The 20346-nt window shown below is 65.6% G+C and carries 16 protein-coding genes; 6 read left to right on the top strand and 10 right to left on the bottom strand.

Annotated features, from left to right (window positions below):
* The first annotated feature begins 174 nt into the window (after positions 1-174).
* Positions 175-1152, top strand: coding sequence for a DUF4238 domain-containing protein (locus PSV23_RS04670; protein WP_300466357.1), 978 nt, complete (start codon positions 175-177; stop codon positions 1150-1152).
* Positions 1153-1215: 63 nt separating this feature from the next.
* Here PSV23_RS04670 and PSV23_RS04665 read toward each other — a convergent pair whose 3' ends face one another.
* Genes PSV23_RS04665 through PSV23_RS04655 form a run of 3 tightly spaced genes read right to left on the bottom strand, consistent with a single transcriptional unit; the run spans position 1216 to position 4215 of the window.
* The gene (locus tag PSV23_RS04665; protein WP_300466356.1) at positions 1216-1479 is read right to left on the bottom strand and encodes a hypothetical protein; all 264 of its coding nucleotides are present in this window, start codon (positions 1477-1479) and stop codon (positions 1216-1218) included.
* A gap of 50 nt (positions 1480-1529) precedes the next feature.
* Positions 1530-2606: a UvrD-helicase domain-containing protein gene (locus PSV23_RS04660; protein ID WP_300466355.1), complete on the bottom strand. Its 1077-nt coding sequence runs from the start codon at positions 2604-2606 to the stop codon at positions 1530-1532.
* Entirely contained in the window at positions 2593-4215 is a 1623-nt protein-coding gene (locus PSV23_RS04655) for an ATP-dependent endonuclease (RefSeq protein WP_300466354.1), read from the bottom strand. Before PSV23_RS04655 ends, PSV23_RS04660 begins: the two co-directional genes overlap by 14 nt.
* Before the next feature lie 141 nt (positions 4216-4356).
* On the opposite strand from PSV23_RS04655, the gene PSV23_RS04650 reads away from it, so the two are divergent.
* A complete protein-coding gene (locus PSV23_RS04650) occupies positions 4357-5427 on the top strand; it encodes a hypothetical protein (protein WP_300466353.1) in 1071 nt (356 codons plus the stop codon).
* A 128-nt stretch (positions 5428-5555) separates the two neighbouring features.
* Here the strand turns inward: PSV23_RS04650 and PSV23_RS04645 are convergent, their stop codons facing one another.
* The 3 genes from PSV23_RS04645 to PSV23_RS04635 all read right to left on the bottom strand — a co-directional run bounded on the left by PSV23_RS04645 (position 5556) and on the right by PSV23_RS04635 (position 8593).
* On the bottom strand, positions 5556-7010 hold the full coding sequence (locus PSV23_RS04645; protein WP_300466352.1) for an integrase family protein: 1455 nt from the start codon (positions 7008-7010) through the stop codon (positions 5556-5558).
* 285 nt (positions 7011-7295) lie between these two features.
* Positions 7296-8321: a hypothetical protein gene (locus PSV23_RS04640; protein ID WP_300466351.1), complete on the bottom strand. Its 1026-nt coding sequence runs from the start codon at positions 8319-8321 to the stop codon at positions 7296-7298.
* On the bottom strand, positions 8318-8593 hold the full coding sequence (locus tag PSV23_RS04635; protein WP_300466350.1) for a hypothetical protein: 276 nt from the start codon (positions 8591-8593) through the stop codon (positions 8318-8320). Before PSV23_RS04635 ends, PSV23_RS04640 begins: the two co-directional genes overlap by 4 nt.
* Positions 8594-8771: 178 nt before the next feature.
* On the opposite strand from PSV23_RS04635, the gene PSV23_RS04630 reads away from it, so the two are divergent.
* The gene (locus tag PSV23_RS04630) at positions 8772-11099 is read left to right on the top strand and encodes a GH92 family glycosyl hydrolase (RefSeq protein WP_300466349.1); all 2328 of its coding nucleotides are present in this window, start codon (positions 8772-8774) and stop codon (positions 11097-11099) included.
* Positions 11051-11566, top strand: a complete 516-nt coding sequence (locus PSV23_RS04625) for an endonuclease domain-containing protein (RefSeq protein ID WP_366524215.1) — start codon at positions 11051-11053, stop codon at positions 11564-11566. The genes PSV23_RS04630 and PSV23_RS04625 overlap by 49 nt, the downstream gene beginning before the upstream one ends.
* 119 nt (positions 11567-11685) lie before the next feature.
* Here the strand turns inward: PSV23_RS04625 and PSV23_RS04620 are convergent, their stop codons facing one another.
* The 4 genes from PSV23_RS04620 to PSV23_RS04605 form a co-directional block, all read right to left on the bottom strand.
* Positions 11686-12459, bottom strand: coding sequence for a peptidase (locus PSV23_RS04620; RefSeq protein ID WP_300466348.1), 774 nt, complete (start codon positions 12457-12459; stop codon positions 11686-11688).
* Positions 12460-12528: 69 nt separating this feature from the next.
* The gene (locus PSV23_RS04615) at positions 12529-13356 is read right to left on the bottom strand and encodes a transglutaminase family protein (RefSeq protein WP_300466347.1); all 828 of its coding nucleotides are present in this window, start codon (positions 13354-13356) and stop codon (positions 12529-12531) included.
* Between the two features lie 4 nt (positions 13357-13360).
* Positions 13361-14293 (bottom strand): alpha-E domain-containing protein, encoded by a 933-nt coding sequence (locus PSV23_RS04610; protein ID WP_300466346.1) that lies wholly within the window; start codon positions 14291-14293, stop codon positions 13361-13363.
* A gap of 147 nt (positions 14294-14440) precedes the next feature.
* Entirely contained in the window at positions 14441-15853 is a 1413-nt protein-coding gene (locus PSV23_RS04605; RefSeq protein WP_300466345.1) for a circularly permuted type 2 ATP-grasp protein, read from the bottom strand.
* A 231-nt stretch (positions 15854-16084) separates the two neighbouring features.
* Between PSV23_RS04605 and PSV23_RS04600 the strand changes: the two genes are divergently transcribed.
* Together PSV23_RS04600 and PSV23_RS04595 are read left to right on the top strand one after the other, a co-directional pair.
* Positions 16085-18658: a TonB-dependent receptor gene (locus tag PSV23_RS04600; protein WP_300466344.1), complete on the top strand. Its 2574-nt coding sequence runs from the start codon at positions 16085-16087 to the stop codon at positions 18656-18658.
* An 11-nt stretch (positions 18659-18669) separates the two neighbouring features.
* The gene (locus PSV23_RS04595; protein WP_300466343.1) at positions 18670-20346 is read left to right on the top strand and encodes an alkaline phosphatase; all 1677 of its coding nucleotides are present in this window, start codon (positions 18670-18672) and stop codon (positions 20344-20346) included.

Raw genomic sequence — 20346 nt, 5'->3', positions numbered from 1 at the left:
CCATGATCGTCATTCCGCCGTCTCAACGGGACCCGCGCCAGTGGCCCAGTCGTCTCCCACTCGCCATTCGCTACTCGCGGGCCTTCCCGTCTCGGAGAGCCTGCTCGTCGACCAAGGGACTATGGCGGGATCCGCGAGCACGGCTTCGACTGACCGCTGTTCGGGAGAAGTGGCATGAGCTTGGAAGACCAGACGTCCTCCAGTGCGACCGGGAAGAAGCCCAACCCGCCGCGGAAGCACCACTTCATCCCCCAATTCCTTCTCGGCCAATGGACGACGAACGACGGAAAGCTGTGGCGCTTCATGCAGCCCGCCCCCGGCAAAATCGCGGTCAAGTCGGTGTCCCCAGCGGAGATCGGCTACGAGGAATATCTGTACGCCACTCCTGGCTTGCCGCCCGAGAAGGCCCAGCAGGTCGAGCAGCATTTCATGTCGCCGCTCGACTCACTCGCAGCCGACGCGCAGCAAATGCTGCTGGCGGGCCAGGCTAGCAAAATGCCCCAGAAAGAGCGCAGCTCCTGGAGCCGCTTCATCATGTCCCAGTGGTTTCGAACGCCCGCCGGCCTGAGCTACTTCAAGGAGGCGATGGGCTTGGTGCTCAAGGCCCGGGATGAGCCACTCAACGCGCGATACCAGGAAATTCGCAAAGAAGGAGACCCCGAGAGGCTGGAGGACGCGATCGCGGCCCTTGGACCCGACTTCGCGGAGGGCGCGGCGATGGACCTGTTGCGCCGGATGAGCGACGACCCGAAGCTTGGGCACAAGCTGAACAATATGCGGTGGTTCGTCGTCGACATCTTGGCTGGGGACGAGCTGCTCATCTCGGATGCCGCGTTTCAGCAGTCACAGGCCGGCATCCTGTCGCCGCAGGGGTACATGACGATTCCGATCGCGCCCCGAAAGCTATTCGTGGCGGTCACCCGGCAGAGCACCGCCGACGCGATCCGCGCGATCCCCGTTGCCGAACTTGCTCGGCGCAACAACAGCGCCGTCGTCCGGCATGCTTCGATTTTCGTTGGCGCGACCGACCGCTCCCAGGAGGGCTTCATACGCGAGCACTTCGGTAAGGAGGAACACAGGACAATGATCCGCAGCTTGGCGGAGGAATATCGGTCGGACGCGAAGGGCGGGGAAGATTCGACGAACGGGTGACTATGGCTCCACCAATCGACGCTCATGCGTATCTATTCCGGAACTATTTCTCCGCCGAAATGCCTATTCCTCAGGAGCGCGATCGGGCCGTTGATACCTGTCAGTCGCCTCGTTCTTTACGTCTGTTAACACCTGAAGGTCTTTGACCAGGCAGTCGCTGGACTCGGGGTGGGCGAGCGCGATAAGGCCGATGATGGCCAAGCCAAAATCTAGGCAGGCGCACAGGCCGCGCACCGTTTCGATGTGCGTCGCACCGTACAGGGCGGTGAGCGTGACGGCCGTATAGCTGTCATCGCGCTCGTCATCGATGGACAGGTGTCCGGCCACGCCTTTGATGTTCGGGTACCCATCTGGCCCAATGACCGCCGCGCGCGCCGCTAGCGTTGCCAACGTGTAGCGGGAATCCCGCAGGTCGTCCCGTCGAACACAAACGCAACACTGTAACGAGCGCGGGTCGCCGCAACGTACATTTTGGTCGCTGACTTTTCGACGTGGCTGATCTTGCCGGTAGCCAGCCATTTGCCTGCCAGCCCATGCGGATAAACCAAGGTGCGCGCGAACGTCAGTCCCTTGGACTCCCCGAAATTCATCGCCTCATAGAGATCGCATTTCGTCTTTGCGGAGTAGCGAAGAACCTGAGGTGAATAGCGACCGACATACTCAGCGACATCCGTACTCGCGACGAGAAAAATGCCGTCGTGACCAGTGACCGTATTGTTCTTCGAGACAGTCTTAGGTTCGTTCGGGAAGAAGCTGTCGCCTAGATCGGCGATGGCCTGATTGCAACGGTGGGTGTGGCACTCGTACTCGATGGAGGTGAGACCAGCCGTCTTCCACTGCTCGAATTTTTTGATGATGGCTGGCCCGACGAATGCCTTGTTCTTCGCGGCATTGTTCGTTGCGAACGTCGCCTGGCGGTGGTCGCCGACGAACGTCACCGGGGTGCCGGATTTTAGGATCAGTTCCAGGAGGTCGAGGTCGTACCCCGCCATATCTTGGATTTCGTCGATGATGATGTGGCTAAAGCGCTGCTTGAGGCGACGCATGATAGCGCCGCCCGAGCGGCGGTCACATTCGCAGACGAACTTTGCGATCTTGTCGGAATAAATCCGGCTTCCATCGAGAAAATAATGAGCGCCGGTTTTCGATGCCGGGATGTAGGGAACGGACTTTCCCTCGACCCAGTGGATACCGTCGATCCGGTGCGGGTGCATCTTTGAGCGGTAGGGGCGCGCGAGCTCCCTGAGCAGAAACGAGTACCAGGAGATCACCTCGACGTGGGAAGGAATGACTGGCGAGCGCTCATAGGCCTTGAGCTGAATTTCGCGGACGTTGTTGCGGGTATAGGTGATCAGGGCCGTTGCGCCCTGATCGTGCGCCAACGCCTGGTCGACTACGCGCGTCGTCTTTCCACCGCCCGCAGCAGATATGACGATGCGGCTAGCGGATAGCACGGTCGATATAATCCGGCGGTGACCAAGGAACGCTCGTTTCGAAGAATCTGAGAGCTGTATCGGCCTTGTGGGCGATCATGTGGTCGATCGCGGTCGCCTCGTCGGCGAAGGTCTTTCCAAGCACCTCGCTGATCGTCGCGAGCCCATTCTTCTTCATCAGTTGCGGCTCAAGAGTGCGCGCCGTCTCGTCGCCGTCGTACTGAATTGTCACCACGTCGGACGTGAGATAGTCGGCATACTTCTTCTTGAGCGCGGCCACGTCGGCATCATTATCTGTGACGACATCGACGGTCTTTTTCATCGAAACGGCAATCTCAAGGAAGCGTTTGAACGCGAGCGAGTTGACCGAGATGACATCGACGCTGTCCTCTAGCGGCATCTTGCCATGCTTCATCTGGTAGGCGCGCTGGACGATGAGCTCGTCCGAGGGACCTTCCACGAGGATCGATCGCTTGGCGAGTATTAGCCGCAGGGTGTCGTGGCCCGGCAGCTTCATGAAATAGTCCTGAGTCGTCGTGTCCTTGAGGTCGGTCAGCCGCATGCTCTCGCCTCGCTGGAAGAGCAGGACCGACTCAACGCCCAGCTTGTTGAGAACGAAGCTGCTGTGCGTCGTGATGAAGATCTGGCGTGTGCCTGCGTTGGCGGCGATGTGGCCAATCAGCTCGTTAAGGCTGGTATAGGAGAGATGGTTCTCCGCCTCTTCGATGAGAATGATGTGTGACTTCGCCGAGGTCTCCATCGCCAGCTTGATCTTGACGGCGCTCTGCTCGCCCTTCCCGACAAGCGGCAGAGGAATATCGTCGAGATGGGGCATGATCCCCGCTTCCCAGTTCGCTCGGGCGGAGGTGTCGAGCGAAACGGAAATCGCCTTGTCGCTGATCTTTCCTTTTTTGGCCGCGAGCGCATCGTTGATGGTTTTGACCTTAGGCTCCTCGAGGAACCTGTCCTTCATCAGCCGGTAGGTCAGGGCGAGATCGACTTTCTCTTTCGAGCTCAGGCTCTCCTTCACGATATCGATGACGTAGCGGCTGGCGGCTGCGTTATTCTTGATCGTGCTCGCGTCGATCAGGCTGGAGTGAAGCGGGATTCCGCGCGCGTTCTGAATGTCATTTTCGGCGAAGTCGCGCCATTTGATCCAGTAATACTCAATCGGCATCGTCCGAATTTCGGAGGGGTCCGAAACGTACTGGGCGAAATCCTCAGCGTGAGCCGGGTTGAGCTCGATCGAAAGTGATACGCCGGGCAGATCGAGTCTGAGCGTGTTGTTATCGCCTTTGAGCTTGGCGAGTGCGGGATCGTCCGCGAGGTAAAGTTCGATCAGGATGGAGGGCGGTTCTGGCGTCTCGCCAGTCTGCAACTTTTCTATGTACGCCTGCACGAGGTCGAGGTTGAATAGATACGGATGAAGCTCGATCTGAAGTGGGCGTCCGTTGAGCTGCCCGGTCAAAGCGAGGTTGATCGCTTCGAGCATCGTTGACTTGCCGCATTCGTTGTTCCCAACGATGACATTCAGCCGCTCGTTCAAGGTGACATTTGCCTGCTTTAGGCAGCGGTAGTTCCTGATGATCGCCCGTTGGATAAACACGTCGCCCCCGATTTTGCCTGCCAAACTACCATAAGGCGAAGCTCGGGCGAAGGCTGGCGGGACCCTCGTCCACAAACCCTGGTGGCATTAGTGTTTGCTGGCTTGAAGCACGCCTCTGCCCCCTCGAAGTGTGGGGAGTAGCATCGACATTCGAGGAGAAGGCTTGTGATCGACACTGGAGGGGTTCTGCCGAATTTGACGGGTGCCTATGATGTGCGCGCGAGGTTCGATCCGCGTTCTGGCGTCTGGATTCTCAGACGGCTTGTCTGCCCGCCGAACAGCGATCCCAAGTGGGTCACCCTCTTCGAGAGCGGCACCGGTCCTTTTGGTCGGCCCATGATGTTCGGGCGGGACCGGGCCGCAGCTGAAGCGGCCGCTCAAGAAGCGCGCCGCGCCCTCGGGATCAACCTTGATCCAGAGCGGCTGAACGAGAGCGGGGCATCCTCGCAGTCGTTGAAAATTTCCAAAGCCGTCGTGTCGCGCAAACGCCTCGACGAAGAGGAAGACATGATGCGTAGCGAGGCGATCAAGCGTCACGCCACAACGCCCCACGTGTCGATTGAAGCGCTGGTGATCGATCCGAGGTCGGAGGCCTACCGAGAGGAGATCATTACCAAGACACGGGAGATGCCCTACCTCCGTACTATGATGGTCGGGATGCTCGGTACCAGGGCCGTCGTTCTTTCCAAGGATGGCGTGGTCTGGGGACAGCCTTGGCGAAGAAACAGCGCGCACGACGCGGGTGTCGCGGCGCGGGCGGAAATCTCAGAGGGCTTTGGCTTCGGCCCTCGCCTTAACTGGTCCACGACCAAAGCCGAAATTCGCCGCATCCTTCTTCCCCGCGCGAACGAGCTTTTGAAGCTAGCGAGCGTAAAGCGGCTGCTGGATGAAGCGCTTGCTGCGGGCAAACGCGCGCTTGTGATTGGCAGCTTCGTCTTCTGGTATGAGCCAGAGGGTCAAGTTGGATGGGTCGTGAAGGCGCTCGGCTCATCAAAGGCGAGCGGTGACGGCGACACCATCTGGGAAGCCGGAAAGATCATTTCAAAAAATCATGGCCGCATCGTTGTACTGCCGTACCTGAAGGATAACGGTGAGCATGTCAGCGGTTACACGAAGAACGTGGCCGGAGACGGTCCAGCTCTCCCTCGCCACCCGACCCAGTACGTCGAGATTCCATTCGACCGACTCGAAGAGGACGCGATGATCAAGCTTATGGGCGAGTTGCCCTACGAATAGCGCCGCCGAGCCATCTGTCCGGGTCACCGTCTGCCTCAAGTCACCCCTAGGTGGAGGCACGAAAACGACGTCGCCCGATCCATGATCCTACAAGGCACAGGATCCGCCCTTCGCATGCTCGTAAAGAGTCACGACCGGCCGTGTGCCGCCGCCTGTCGTCGAGGCCGTCGACTCGGCGCATCGATCAGCACACCCGGCAGCGCGTGAACGGCAACCCGGGCGGCCTGCACTTCCAGTCTCCGCATCGTCGCCCTAGGGCCCGCCTTCAGGCGAGCCACGTCCGGATCCACCGCCATCAGATCGTCCAGCAGCGTCCGGCTGGTGCTGTTCAGCCAGCGGGTCAGCTCCGGGGGCGCCGTCTTCCCTCGCCCCACGATGCCGCCCAGCAGGAACGCCGAGAGCCTCTCCTGCGCGCTCCTGAGGTGGTCGCGCATCAGCTTGGAGCGGGTGATGTAGCCGGGGTTCACCCCGGGGAACGCGTGGTTCATCAGCAGGTGGATGTCGACCTCGGAGATCTCCGCCGCCTGGGCGAGTGTCCGGTAGGTCTGACGCAGATCATTGCCCCAATGGCTGAGGAGCGTTCGCTTCTCCTTATGCTCCTCCATGTGGCCGCTCGGGCTGTCGCTCGGGAACAGCCAGACCCGGCCGTTCTCCGGGTAGATGACCGGCCCGATGCGACGGAGTCGGAAAATGCATTCCAGCATGGCCCGCGACAGGGGGATGTCGAAGGCCTTGTCGGTCCCGCCTTTCGGGCTGCGGATATGCATCAGTCGCTCGCGAAGGTTCAGATCTTCTACCCGCACGTTCTTGAGCGCCTCTGGCCGGCAACCGGACAGCAGCATCAACAGGTGGAACTCGCGTCGAATCGGATTGGGAATCTGCCCCAGCTGCGCGAACCACGCCGGCAGGTCGGCCACGCCCATGGCGGTGTCCTTGCGCTTCTCCGGGTTCCAGTCGATCGCGAGTGACGGGTTCTCGGCGGGAAGCGCCCGGCAGGTCTTGCGCGCGTGGTTGTAGACGGCCCGAAAGCTACGCATGGCGCCGTTGGCGATGGCCGGTCCGTTATCTTTCGAGATTTGGTCATGTCGGTCGGCCAGAAGCCGCGGTTCGTCGCCGATTTTCGATAAGGGCCAGTCCAGCCAGTCCGAAAACAACCGTTCTAAATGGTCCTTGTAGATGCGGACGGTCGCCGTGCTGCGCCCCTTGCGCTCTAGATGAGAGACCCGGAAACGCCCCCAGGCTTCCCGCAAAGTCGGGATGTGCGTGGACGGCTCGGGCAGGCTGGGCGGCGCTTTGCGGGGCGGCCGGGGGTCCTCGCCATCGGCGATCCGTCCGAGCAGCGCCTTGGCTTTGGCGCGGGCGTCCCGGGATGATAATTCTCCGACTTCCGCCACCTTCATCCGGACGGTTTGCCGGGCGCCGTCCAGGCGCAGATCGGCCTGGATCATGAAGCTCTTGGTCTGGCTTCCGATGAGCACGAAGAAGCCGCCCAGATCCGTGTCCCGGGCTCGATACTGACCGCTCGGAGCGAAGGGTAGACCGATCAGATTCTTGTCCGTGAGGGGCAGTCTGAGGTCCGGCATGTTGCTAACTTTTCGGCCATTAGAACGGTGCTTTCGGGGGCGTTTAGAACGGCGTTAGAACGGCAAACTCTTCCGCGAAAGTCAGCATCGGGCGCCTGCGAAAACATGCGAAACGATGCGCGGGAACGCGAAAAGTGTCAATGACTTCAATTGGTTGGATCGCACGCCCGGCGGCGTTCGGCGGCAATCGGAAAACCCGAGAACGGGTTCTCTTAATCAGCGGGTCGTAGGTTCGAACCCTACATCACCCACCATCGTCCCTTCATCGAACCGGAACGCAGCGGCTCAGCCGGGCGGCTTGTAGGTCAGCCGGAAGCCGACAACGGTCTCTTCCTTCTCGATGCGTCCGTCCAGCGGGTCCTCGCCAGAGCTGTAGTTGATGCCGATGGACGGTTGCCAACCCGGGCCGCTCTCGAACGAACGGTGACCCAGCTCGAAATCGATCGATGCGGTGAACAGGTCGGAGTCCTCCGGGAACGAGTTCGCGCGCTCGTCCGAAACGCTGAAGGCCCACATCCGCTGATAGCTGGAGCGCATTACGATCCGGTTCTGGAAAACGGGCGGTGAAACGGCGAAGCCGATGACCGCGCGCGCACCGGTGACCCCGCCCGTCTCTTCGCCGAAGTCGCCGAGCACCGCCTGCGTCACCTCGTCATGGAAGAGCCGCAGCGTCGGGGGCGAGAAGGAACTGACCCAGCCTTCGTTGTCGAGACGACCGTCGCCATCGCTGTCGACGACCGTGTTTCTCGTCTCAAGACCGCGGTTGTAGAGAAGGAAATCGAAGGCGATGCGCACCGACTGCTGCGTCTGCTCGCCGCAAACGGTCTGGGTTGGATCCAGAACGCATGCGGCGCTCGACCGGTCGGGGAAAACGACCTTGCTTGCGAAGGCGACCGACGAATCCGTCTGCAGAAACCAGGCCCGGTCGACCTCCTCTATCGGCGCATTCTCGTCCACGATGGCCCGCTGGAACTTCACGCCCAAGCCCAGCGCGAAAGCCTCCTGCTCCTTCTTCTCCTGATCGCTGATGTGCACCAGGCCGCGCACGAACCAGTGGTCCGCGTCCCCGACCCAAGGCAGGGCGAAGGAGACGACGGGTGCCTGGTGCCGGACCGCCAGATCGAGGGTCGCCCTGTCCTCGGAGCTTTCCGAGCTGCTGACGTAGGAGAATGCAGCGGGCTGCGTCCAGGCTTGAACCTTCGGCGCTTCATCGCCCGCGACCGTCAGCGTGCAACCCTCGCATACCTGGGCAAGGGCCGAGCCGGGCAGGGCAAGCAGGCCGCTCGCCAGAATCAGGGATGCGAATTTCATTTCAGCCCCGCTGCGGTCAGGCACCAATCTTCGAGCGCGCTGTATTTGGTTTCCGGTTTCAGCTTGCCGATCATCAGGTGCTTGCCGTGAGGTTTGAAATACTCGCGGTTCACCCAGTAGGTGACCGGATTGTCCAGGGCGCCGGCCTGCAGTCCCAACGTCGCCATCGTATCCGCGGCGGTGGGAGGGCACTCGTCGAGCTCGCGCAGCTTCGCGAAATAGTCGATGTCTCTGAGGAGACGCGCCTTCATCTCATCCGCTGTTTCCGGCATCGTCGCCCCCTCCTTTTGCGAAACCGCGTTATTCCAACTCGGGGTTCGAGAGGATGTCAACTCTTGATTGAGACGCCCTGCGCCCGGGAGGCTGAGAGACAGCCGACCAACTGGCGGACTCTGGCGTCCTCCCGACAACGCTCCTAGGCTCCCCCATCATCGCACAGGGGGCTTCTACATGCGGCGGATCGGGCTGACGGCGGTTCTGGCAATCGCGCTCGCGGGCTGCGCCACCGCTCAGGAAGCGCCCCCTCCCCTCCCCACCCCCTTCGAGGCCGTCGATCCCTTCATCGGCACGGCCGGCAAGGGCCACACTTTCCCCGGCGCCGTCGCCCCGTTCGGCACGGTCCAGCTCAGCCCCGACACCGACTACCGGCCGTTCCGCCAGTCCTATGACTGGGCCTCGGGCTACCGCTACGACGACCCGACCATCATGGGCTTCTCGCATACCCATTTCTCGGGCACGGGCCACTCCGACCTGGGCGACGTGCTGATCACCCCGATCTCGGGCGAGATCAAATGGGACCCGGGCGCCGCCGACCAGCCCGGCTCGGGCTACCGTTCGCGCTACAGCAAGGCGTCCGAGACGGCCGAGCCCGGCTATTACGCCGTCAGCCTGACCGACTCGGCCGTGCGCGCTGAACTGACCGCCGGGGTCCGCGTCGGCCTGCACCGCTACAGCTTCCCGCGCGGCGCCCCGGCGCGAGTGCTGCTCGACTTCCGCGGCTCCATCTACGACTACCCGGGCAAGGTGCTGTGGTCGCGCATCCGCCTGCATCCCGACGGCACGGTCACCGGCTTCCGCGAGACGCGCGGCTGGGCGCCGGGGCGCCAGATCTTCTTCGCCGTGCGCTTCTCGCGCCCCATGGTCGGCCATGAGCTGAAGGACCGCGACGAGGCCATTCCCTACAACGGCTTCCGCCAGCCGGGCCGCGCGCCCGCCGACCGCGACCAGGTCCAGGGCCGCGCGCTCGAGGCCGCCTTCGACTTCGGCCAGATCGCCGGACCGCTGCTGGTCAAGGTCGCTGTCTCCTCCGTCGACGAGGCCGGGGCCATCCGCAATCTGGAGTCAGAGGGCGGCGATTTCGACTTCGACGGCGTCCGCGCCGCCACCCGCGCCCAATGGGAGGAGGCGCTGAACGTGGTTCAGATCGAGGCCGCGCCCGAGATGCGCACCACCCTCTACACCGCCCTCTACCACGCCCTGATCGCGCCCTCGGTCCACGGCGACGCCGACGGCCGCTGGCGGGGCCCGGACAATGCGGTGCACGCGTCCGACTTCACCGTCCACTCGACCTTTTCGCTATGGGACACCTTCCGCGCCGAGCATCCCCTGCTGACCCTGGTCGCCCCGCCCGCGCGCAATGCCGACATCGTCAACTCGCTGATCGCGGCGCAGCAGGTCAGTCCGTACGGCATCCTGCCCGTCTGGTCGTTCCACGGTCAGGAGACCTGGACCATGATCGGCTATCACGCCGTCCCGGTCATCGCGGACGCATATTTGAAGGGCGTCCCCGGCATCGACGGTGAGGCGGCCCTGAGGGCCATGACCGCCAGCGCCACCTACCGGCCCTATGGCGGTCTGGGCGACTACATGGACCTCGGCTATGTCCCCATCGACCACGAACCCGAGGCCGCGTCCAAGACCGTCGAATACGCCTATGACGACTGGACCATCGCCCGCATGGCCGAGCGGCTGGGCCGGGGCGACGTGGCGGCCCAGTTCGACCGCCGCGCCGGCAACTGGCGCAACACCTTCGACCGCGAGACCGGCTTCGTCCGCGCCCGTCTGGCCGACGGCACGTACCGCACGCCGTTCGACCCCACGGCCATCAACTACGGAAGCGACTACACAGAGGGCAACGCCTGGCAGTATTCGTGGTTCGCGCCCCAGGACCTGGGCGGCCTGGTCAACCTGATGGGCGGCGACGCTGCGACGGTGGCGAAGCTGGACGCCATGTTCGACTTCGACAACACGGGGCTGGACTACTCCCACGCCGAGGACATCGCCGGCCTGATCGGCCAGTACATCCACGGCAACGAGCCCAGCCACCACACCGGCTATATGTACGTCTACGCCGGCGCCCCGTGGCGCACCCAGGCCCGCCTGACCCAGATCGTGACCAGCCAGTATCACGCCCGCCCCGACGGCCTCGCCGGCAATGACGACGTCGGCCAGATGTCGGCCTGGCTGATGTTCACGGCCATGGGCTTCTATCCGGTGACGCCGGGCTCGAACCAGTACGTCATCGGCCGCCCGTTCACGGACCGCACGGTGCTGACCCTGCCCGACGGCAAGCGCTTCGCCATCGTCACGGAGGGTCTGGCCGACGACCACCCCTGGATCCAGTCGGTGACCCTGAACGGCCAGCCGCTGGCGCGGACCTGGATCCGGCATGAGGAGATCATGGCGGGGGGCGAGCTGCGGTTCGTGATGGGGGCGGAGCCGAACATGACCTGGGGCGCGGGGGCCGAGGCGCGGCCGTATTCGATGACGGGGTACTGACCTTCACCTCCCCATTCGCGGAGGCGAATGGGGAGGACAGGTCGCGTCAGCGACCACGCGCGAAGGCGTTCCGGCGGGTGATGACCCCGCCTGAGGCGCGGTTGTGGCAATGGCTTCGAGCGAGGCGATTTCGCGGGCTGAAGTTCCGGCGGCAGCATCCGGTCGGCCCGTACATTCTCGACTTCCACTGCGCCGAGGCGAAGCTGGCAATCGAGGTGGACGGCGCGGTGCATGACGGCGCCGAGCAGGCCGAGCATGATCGTCGGCGGACGGCATGGCTGAGCGGGCGTGGTGTGCGGGTCATCCGGTTGCGGGCGACCGCGGTCCGGGATGATCTCGGGGGCGTTCTCGACTTCGGCGGTTCCACCCATCAGGACCAGGGCGTGGCGGCGGTTCGGGGATCCGCTGCATCACCCAAAGTACCGGGTCCCGGCTTTCGCCGGGATGCACGGAGTTGTTTAGCCTGACCTTCGGGGTAGGGTTGCCGCATGACCGGTTCCGGTTACCTCGGCTCGCCAGTCCTCGAACGCCGGCGTCACGCTGGAAAGGACTGGGTCCCGGCTTTCGCCGGGATGAAGAAGGAGGGTTACCGGCTCGCCGCCAGCCTTGGCCCGTTCATCCACGGCGGCTCGGGCATCGACCGCCGCGCCGTGTTCTGGGCCCGGGTCCAGCGCTCGTGCAGGTCGGCGAAATAGGGATCGTCTTCCTCGATCCGGCGCTGTTCGCCGCTCAGGAAGCCGCGCTGGATCGTGATCAGGTCGAACGGCGCCCCGACCCCGACGTTGCTGCGCATGGTCGTCGAGAACGAGATCAGCCCCAGCTTGACCGCCTCGGCCAGGGGGGAGTCGAAGGCCAGTCCGCTCTCCAGAATGGGCTTGCCGTACTTCAGCTCGCCGATCTGCAGATAGGGCGTGTCGCGCCCGCATTCGATGAAGTTCCCCTGGCTGTAGATCAGGAACAGTCCCATCTCGCCGCCCTTGATCTGACCGCCCAGCAGCATCGAGGCCGAGGTGCTCAGGCTGTCGGCCTCGAGCGCCGGGGCGATCGACAGCCGCACGCTGCGCAGGGCGTGGCCCAGGATCTGGGCGCAGCGGAACAGGGTCGGCGCCGTCTCCAGCGTCTCGGGCTCGTCGCCGACGTTCAGGTGGACGCCCTCTTTCGCCATGGCCAGGGCGGTCTGGGTGACGGACAGATTGCCGGCGGTGCAGACGCCCAGAACGCGGTCTCCGGGCCGGTCGACGACGTGGAGTTTGCGATAGGTCGAAATGCTGTCGACGCCCGCATTGGTGCGGGTGTCGGCGATCATCGCCAGACCCTCATCGACCAGCATGCCCACGCAATAGGTCATCTGGCGCGCCATCCCCGTACGGCAATCATGGGCCGACGGTATCAGATTCGCGCGACGGCGGCGCCCTCATCCGCGCCGAAGTCAGGCCTGTTGCTGGCTCTGTTGCATGTCCGCATCACGCACGTTCAGCCGCACCGCCAGCCGCTCGCCGCCCCCGCCATAGCTGGCCCCCCGCACAGGAGCCGCACCCAGATAGTCCAGCCCCGTCGCGACCCGCACATAGCGCTCGGTCGAACAGATGCCGTTGGCCGGATCGAAGCCGACCCAGCCCAGATCCTCGATCCAGGCCTCGGCCCAGGCGTGACCCGCCTCCTGGTCGTCCTGTCCGTCGCGGCGCAGCAGGTGGCCCGACACATAGCGCGCCGGCACGCCCATCTCCCGGCAACAGGCGATGAAGACATGGGCGTGGTCCTGACAGACGCCCCGGCCCAGGGCCAGGACCTCGGCGGCCGTATGCGTCGGCGTCGTCACCCCCACCTCGAACGCCACCGAACCATGAATGCCCGCCATCAACCGGTGCAGCCGCTCCAGCGGCGGATGGGCCGAAAACTCCGAGGCGAAGACCGAGATCAGCTTGTCGCGCTTCGTCAGCGCCGTGTCCCGAAGGAACACCAGCGGCGACAACCTCTCCTGGTCCCGCGGCACCACTCCGGCGGTTTCGGTCGTCACCACCTCGCCTGACACCCGCACCGTCAGGCTCTGGGTCGGCTGTTCGGTATAGAGGGTGTGGACGATGTTGCCGAATGCGTCCTCGGACTTGCGCAGACGGGCGTCGACGTCGGTCTCGACCCGCCAGTTACGCACCTGCTGGGCCTCCGACGTACGAGGCGACAACCGCAGGGTCTGGATGATGAACCGCGCCGCCCGGTCGTAGGCATAGGTGGTCGCGTGATCGATACGGATGCGCACCGGGTCAGCTCAGATACTGGTCGTGGATGGCCTGCCCGAGGCGTCCGTTCTCGCCGAGGAAGGCCTGGATGTATTCGTGCAGGCCCGACTGGAAGATGTCGTCCATGCGCGAATTGTCGAACGCCCGCATCCGCTCCGCCGCCAGCCGCTGGGCCGGGCCGCGCCGGCCATAGTCGCTGGCCAGCCGCTCCAGATAGCGCACGATCGACGCCTGACAGCTGGCCAGCGAACGCGGCATCTGGCGGTTCAGCACCAGCAGGTCGGCCACCAGCCACGGCTTGACGCTGTCGCGATAGACCCAGCGATAGGCCGTCAGCGCCGACACTTCGCGCAACAGGGTGGTCCACTGGAAATAGTCCAGCTGCCCGCCGACGCGTTCTCCCTCCGGCAGCAGCAGATGGTATTTGACGTCCAGCAGCCGCGCCGTGTTGTCGGCCCGCTCGATCGCGGCGCCCAGACGCAGGAAATAATAGCCGTCGTTGCGCAGCATGGTCCGGCTGGTCGCGCCCTCGACCGACAGGGTGACCGTCTTCACCCACTCCAGGAAGCGGGCGAACTCGTCGCGCCGGGTCGGCTGGCCCTGTTCCTCCAGGCCGTTCCAGGCCCCGTTGATCGCCTCCCACAGCTCGACCGTCAGGGCCGTGCGCACCGATCGCGCATTGGTCCGCGCGCGGGTGATGCAGGCGGTGATCGACGAGGAATTGTTCGGCGCGAAGGCGAGGAATTCCCGCACCGACTTCTCGGTCGGCGACCGGCCCAGCGCCTTGGGCGCCCCGGCCGAGGCGAGGGCGCTGGCCCACACCGTCCCGGCGTCGCCGTCTCCGCGCGTCGGGATGGCGGCGAGCCTCAGCGTGGCCTCCAGAATGCGGGCGAGGAAGTCCGCCCGCTCGATATAGCGGCCGGTCCAGTACAGGCTGTCTGCGGTGCGGCTCAGCATGTGCAATAACCGTGCATCCCCGCGAAGGCGGGGACCCAGGTTTGAGCAGCAGGCAGGCTGGTTGGGCGAACCGGCGCGGCGTCGAACACCGGCGGCGCGGCTAAAGCCTGGGTCCCCGCCTTCGCGGGGATGCACGGAAGAAAGTGCTTAAACATCCAGCACCCAGGTGTCCTTGGTCCCGCCGCCCTGGCTGGAGTTGACCACCAGCGAGCCCGGTTTCAGCGCCACGCGCGTCAGCCCGCCCGGCGCCACCTTCACCCCCTCGGGGCTCGACAGCACGAAGGGCCGAAGGTCGACGTGGCGCGGGGCCAGCTCTCCCTTGTCCAGCGTCGGCGCGGTCGACAGCGCCAGCGTCGGTTGGGCGATGAAGTCGTCGGGATCGTTGATCAGCTTCTTGCGGAACGCCTCGATCTCGCTCTTCGACGCGGCGGGCCCCACCAGCATGCCATAGCCGCCCGATCCCCCGACCTCCTTGACCACCAGCTGATCCAGTTTCGACAGCACCTCCTTCAGCGCCTCCGGCTCGCGGCAGCGCCAGGTCGGCACGTTCTTCAGGATCGGCTCCTCGCCGGTGAAGAAGCGGATGATCTCGGGCATGTAGGTATAGACCGCCTTGTCGTCGGCCACTCCCGTGCCGACGGCGTTGGCCAGGGTCACCGTTCCCGCCTGATAGGCCGTCATCAGCCCCGGCACGCCCAGCGACGAGTCCGGACGGAACGTCAGCGGATCGAGGAAGTCGTCGTCGATGCGGCGATAGACGACGTCCACCTGTTGCCGCCCCTGCGTCGTGCGCATGAAGACCTTGCCGTCGTCGACGAACAGGTCGCGCCCCTCGACCAGCTCGACCCCCAGCTTGTCGGCCAGGAAGGAGTGTTCGTAATAGGCCGAGTTGAACGGCCCCGGCGTCAGCACCACGATGGTCGGGTCCGCCCCCGCCGCCTCGGGCGCGCAGGCCCGCAGGCTGGCCAGCAGCATGTCCGTATAGGTCTCGACCGGCCGCACCGGATAGTCGGCGAACAGGTCGGGGAACAGCCGCATCATCATCTCGCGGTTCTCCAGCATGTAGGAGACTCCTGACGGGGTGCGGCAGTTGTCCTCCAGCACGTAGAAGCCGTCCTCGCCCGTCCGTACCAGATCGACGCCGGCGATATGCACCCACACCCCGCGCGGCGGCCGACGGCCCTGCATCTCGGGCACATAGTGGGGATTGGTCAGCACCAGTTCGGGCGGCAGGATGCCCGCCTTCAGGCATTCCTGCGGGCCGTAGACGTCGGCGAGGAACAGGTTCATCGCCGTGACCCGCTGGATCAGCCCGGCCTCCAGCCCGGCCCACTCGGCCGCGCCGATGATGCGGGGCACCACGTCGAACGGGATCAGCCGCTCGCTGGATTCCGCATCGCCATAGACGGCGAAGGTGATGCCCATGCGGCGGAAAAACAGCTCGGCCTGACGCGAACGCGCCTGCAGCAGGCCCTCGGGCGCCTCCGCCAGCCAGCGGGCAAGCCCGCGGTAGCTGTCGCGGACATCCGTCCCGTCACCTGACATCTCGTCGAAGGCCATACCGCTCCCGCTGCATTGATCCCGCAGCGTGACCCGACAAGCGCCGCTGAGGCAACAGGAATGTTGCGGCGCGGCAAGCGTTCCGGGCCGTCTGACGCGCCGCCGTCTCGGGGCGTCCACGGACGGTTCGTCACGGGACCGCCTTTGCAGCTTCACCTTGGCGACCTGGACCTGTCGCAGGTGCGGCATGAACCACGGCTACGCCGCACCATCCAATCGCAGGGGGCTGCCATGACTTGTCGCGTTCAACGGACCAATATCCTTCTCGGCGCCAGCGCGCTGGGCCTCGTCTGGGGGCTGGCCGGCGCGGCCTGGGCCCAGGATGTTGAGCCGGCCACACTGGACGAGGTCATCGTCACCGCCCAGCTGCGCGAGCAGAGCGCCACAGAGGTCCCCTTCGCCCTGACGGCCCTGAGCGGCGACATGCTGGAAAGCCTGGGCGTCCAGGACTTCGAGGAGCTGTCGGCCTTCACCCCCGGCCTGCTGGTGCAGAACCAGTCCCCCAACAACCCGGGCTTCGTGATGCGCGGCATCACCTCGGACTCGGGCGAAGCCACCAACGAACCACGCGTCTCGGTCTATCAGGACGGCGTCTCGATCTCGAAATCGCGCGGCTCCTGGGTCGAGCTGTTCGACGTCGAGCGGATCGAGGTCGCCAAGGGCCCCCAATCCACCCTGTACGGCCGCGGCGCCCTGATCGGTGCGATCAATGTGATCCAGAACAAGGCCGACATCGACGCCTTCGACGCGGGCGGTCGCCTGGCCTTCGGCAATCTGGACTACACCATGGTCGAGGCGATGGTGAACGCCCCCCTCAGCGACATGCTGGCCCTGCGCTTCTCCACCCGGATGAAGACCCGCGACGGCTATGTCGAGAACCTGCTGGGCGGGCCCGACTACAACGGCTTCCACACCTATGCCTACCGCCTCGGCCTGGCCTTTCAGCCGAACGACGCCTTCCGCTATGACCTGATCGCCAACTACCAGACCGACGAGGCGCCCGGCACCTCGTTCAAGGCCATGGCCTACTCACCCGCCGATCCGACCACCGGCGCCATCCTGGGCGGCCGCGATCCCTGGGACGGCGCGGCCCTGACGCCGGCCGGCACGTTCGACGGCGGCAAGGTCCTCGGCCTCGACCGGACTGTTCATGGCGTGACCGGTATTGGCCGGTTCGATTTCTCGGACGCCCTGACGCTGACTTCGACCACCGCCTACCGCGAGTTCGAGTCGTACGAGGCCTTCGATCCCGACGGCATCTCCCTGCCCCTGCTGTTCGCGGCCGAAGACGCCCAGGGCAAGCAGTTCAGCCAGGAGCTGCGCCTGAACTGGGACAACGGCGGGGCCTTCTCGGGCTTCATCGGCGCCGGCTATTTCCACGAGGACGGCTTCCAGCGCACCCCGACCGAGTTCAACGAACGCGTCGCCCTGGCCCAGCTGGCCGGACTGCTGGACGGCAATCCGGCGGCCGCCGGCACGACCGCCCTGCCCCTGGCCGCCTTCTCCAGCCCGGCCCTGATCGATCCCATCCTGGCCGCGTTCGGCATCCCCGCCCCCTTCATCCCGGGCATCCGCAACAATCTGAAGTCCTCGCATATCGAAACCGCCACCAACTCCAGCGAGCTGGAATCCTTCGATCTGTTCGGCGACGTGACCTGGCGCCCGACGGACCGGATTGAGTTCGCCCTCGGCATCCGCTGGACCCAGGACGACAAGACCAGCGGCATTTCCACCGCCGCCCTGAACGGCCGTTCCATCCTCGGCGGCCTGCTGGCGGTTCAGCAGCTTCAGGGCCAGATCGCCGCCTTGGTCGCCCAGGGCACGCCCGCCGCCCTGACCCAGGCCGCCGCCCTCGGCGCCTTCGCCAACGGCGTCGTCTTCCAGCTGGCCCAGCCCGGCGCCGCCACCGCCCCGGTGACCGCCGCCTTCCCCCTGTTCGGCCTGACCTTCCAGCCGACCGCCGGCAACGGCGACGTCATCAGCCAGGATCTCGAGGACGACGGCGTGACCTGGCGCGCCACGGCCCGCTACGCCCTGACCGACGACACCAACCTGTACGCCAACTACGCCCGCGGCCGCCGTCCGGCGGTGCTGGCTCCCCGCGCGCCGTCCTCGCCCTTCGGCGCACCGGCCTTCACCTTCGTCGACGAGGAACGGGTCGACAGCTATGAGATCGGCGCCAAGACGGCGATGATGGGCGGCGCCCTGCGGCTGGACGGCGCGGCGTATTTCTACGACTACACCAACTTCCAGACCACGGTTCAGGTCGGGACCCAGTTCATCACCACCAACGCCGGCCAGGCGACGGCTTACGGCTTCGAGGGCCAGGCCTTCTTCAGCCCCTCTGACAGCTTCGATCTGTTCGCGACGTATGCGTACAACCACTCCCGGTTCGAGGCGGGCATCTTCGACGGCAACAAATTCCGCCTGTCGCCCGACCTCCGCGCCTCGATCGGCGCGACCTGGCGCGTCGCCGTCCTCGGCGGCGAGGTCGAGGTCCAGCCGACCTACAGCTGGCAGTCGGAAACCTTCTTCGACAACGACAACGACCGCGCCGACCTGCAGACCGGCAACTTCGTCCCCGACACCGCCGTCGATGAGGTCCAGGAGGCCTATGGCCTGCTGAACCTGCGGGTCCGCTACGCCCCGTCGGACGCCAACTGGGGTCTGGAGCTGTTCGGCGACAACCTGCTGGACGAGGAATACATCAAGGACGCCGGCAACACCGGCGACGGCCTCGGCCTGCCGACCTTCATCGCCGGCGAGCCGCGCACGTATGGCGCGACCCTCAGCCTGCGCTACTAGGAGCCGAAGCGATGACCCTGCACCGCCGCGACCTTCTCGGCCTGTTCGGCGCCGGCGCGGCGGGGGCGGCTGTCCCCGCCGCCACCCGCGCGTCCTCGGCCGCCGCCTTCGTCCACGGGGTGGCCTCCGGCGATCCCCAACGCGACGGCGTGGTGATCTGGACCCGCGTCACCCCGACGGATCCGACGGTCCGCGCGGTGCGGGTCGACTGGTCGGTCTGGCGCGACGGCGACGCGGCGGCCTCCGTCGCCTCGGGCACGGTCGAGACCGGGCCGGATCGCGACTTCACCGTCAAGGTCCCGGTCGCCGGCCTGCAGCCCGGCGTCGAGTACCGCTACGCCTTCACCGCGGGCGAGACCCGCTCGCCGCAGGGCCGCACCCGCACCCTGCCCGCCGGGCCGACCCCCGATGTCGTGCTCGCCGTCGCCTCCTGCCAGCTCTATCCGGGCGGCCTGTTCAACGCCTGGGACGCGGTCTCGAAGCTGGAGCGGCTCGACGCCGTCGTCCACCTCGGCGACTACATCTACGAATACGGCGCCGAGCCCGACGCCTACGGCATGGCCTCGGGCGCTCCGCTCGGTCGCATCCCCGCGCCGGCCCACGAGATCGTCTCCCTGGCCGACTACCGGACCCGTCACGCCCAGTACAAGTCCGACCCCGACCTGCAGGCCGCCCACGCCCGCGCGCCCTTCATCTGCGTCTGGGACGACCACGAGATCGCCAACGACGCCTGGACCGCCGGGGCCGAGAACCACACGGCCGCGACCGAAGGCGACTACGCCTCGCGCAAGGCCGCGGCGCTGAAGGCCTATTTCGAATGGATGCCGATCCGCGAGCCTGCCGCCGGCCTGACGCCCGAAGCCATCCAGCGCAGCTTCGACTTCGGCGATCTGGCCAGCCTGCTGATGGTCGAGACCCGGCTGCTGGCCCGGGGTGAACAGCTGACCTGGGAGGCCGACATGCCGGTCGCCGACGGTCGCCCCGACCTCGCCGCCTTCCACACCAAACGCAACGACCCGGCCCGCGACCTGCTGGGCGACGCCCAGCGCGACTGGATCAAGTCCACGCTTCAGGCCTCCCGCGCCTCGGGCAAGCCGTGGCAGGTCATCGGCAACCAGGTGGTCATGGCCCGCGTCCAGGGTCCCGACATCACCACCATGGCCAATCCGCTGCAGATCGCGGGCCTGCTGGCCACCCTGCCGGCCGCCGTCCGCGGACAGGTCCAGCAGTCGATCGAGCTGTTCAAACTGGGCGTGCCGTTCAATCTCGACAGCTGGGACGGCTATCCCGCCGGCCGCGAGCGCCTCTACGCCGCCTTCGCCGAGGCCGGCGTCCAGCCCATCGTCCTGGCCGGCGACAGCCACGCCTTCTGGGTCGACGACCTCAGGGACGCCGCCGGCGCCCGCCGCGGCGTCGAGTTCGGGACCAGCGCCATCTCCAGCCCCTCGCCCGGCGACGCCGTGCCGCGCCTGCCGCTGGGCGCGGCCCTGATGCAGGCCAATGACGAGGTCGTCTTCTGCGACCAGTCGGCCAAGGGCTACGTCCTGCTGACCCTGACCCCGGATCAGGTGAAGGCCGAGCTGCGCACCGTCTCGACCCTGTTCGCCAAACCCTATGAGGCCAGCGTGCTGAAGACCTTCACCGTGGCGAAGACGGCGGACGGCCTGGGCGAGATCGTGGAGCTGTAA

This window comes from Brevundimonas sp., from assembly GCF_029946145.1.
Taxonomy (GTDB): domain Bacteria; phylum Pseudomonadota; class Alphaproteobacteria; order Caulobacterales; family Caulobacteraceae; genus Brevundimonas.
The sequence above is the reverse complement of the archived record's forward strand: the minus strand, read 5'-3'. Positions and strand labels throughout refer to the sequence as shown.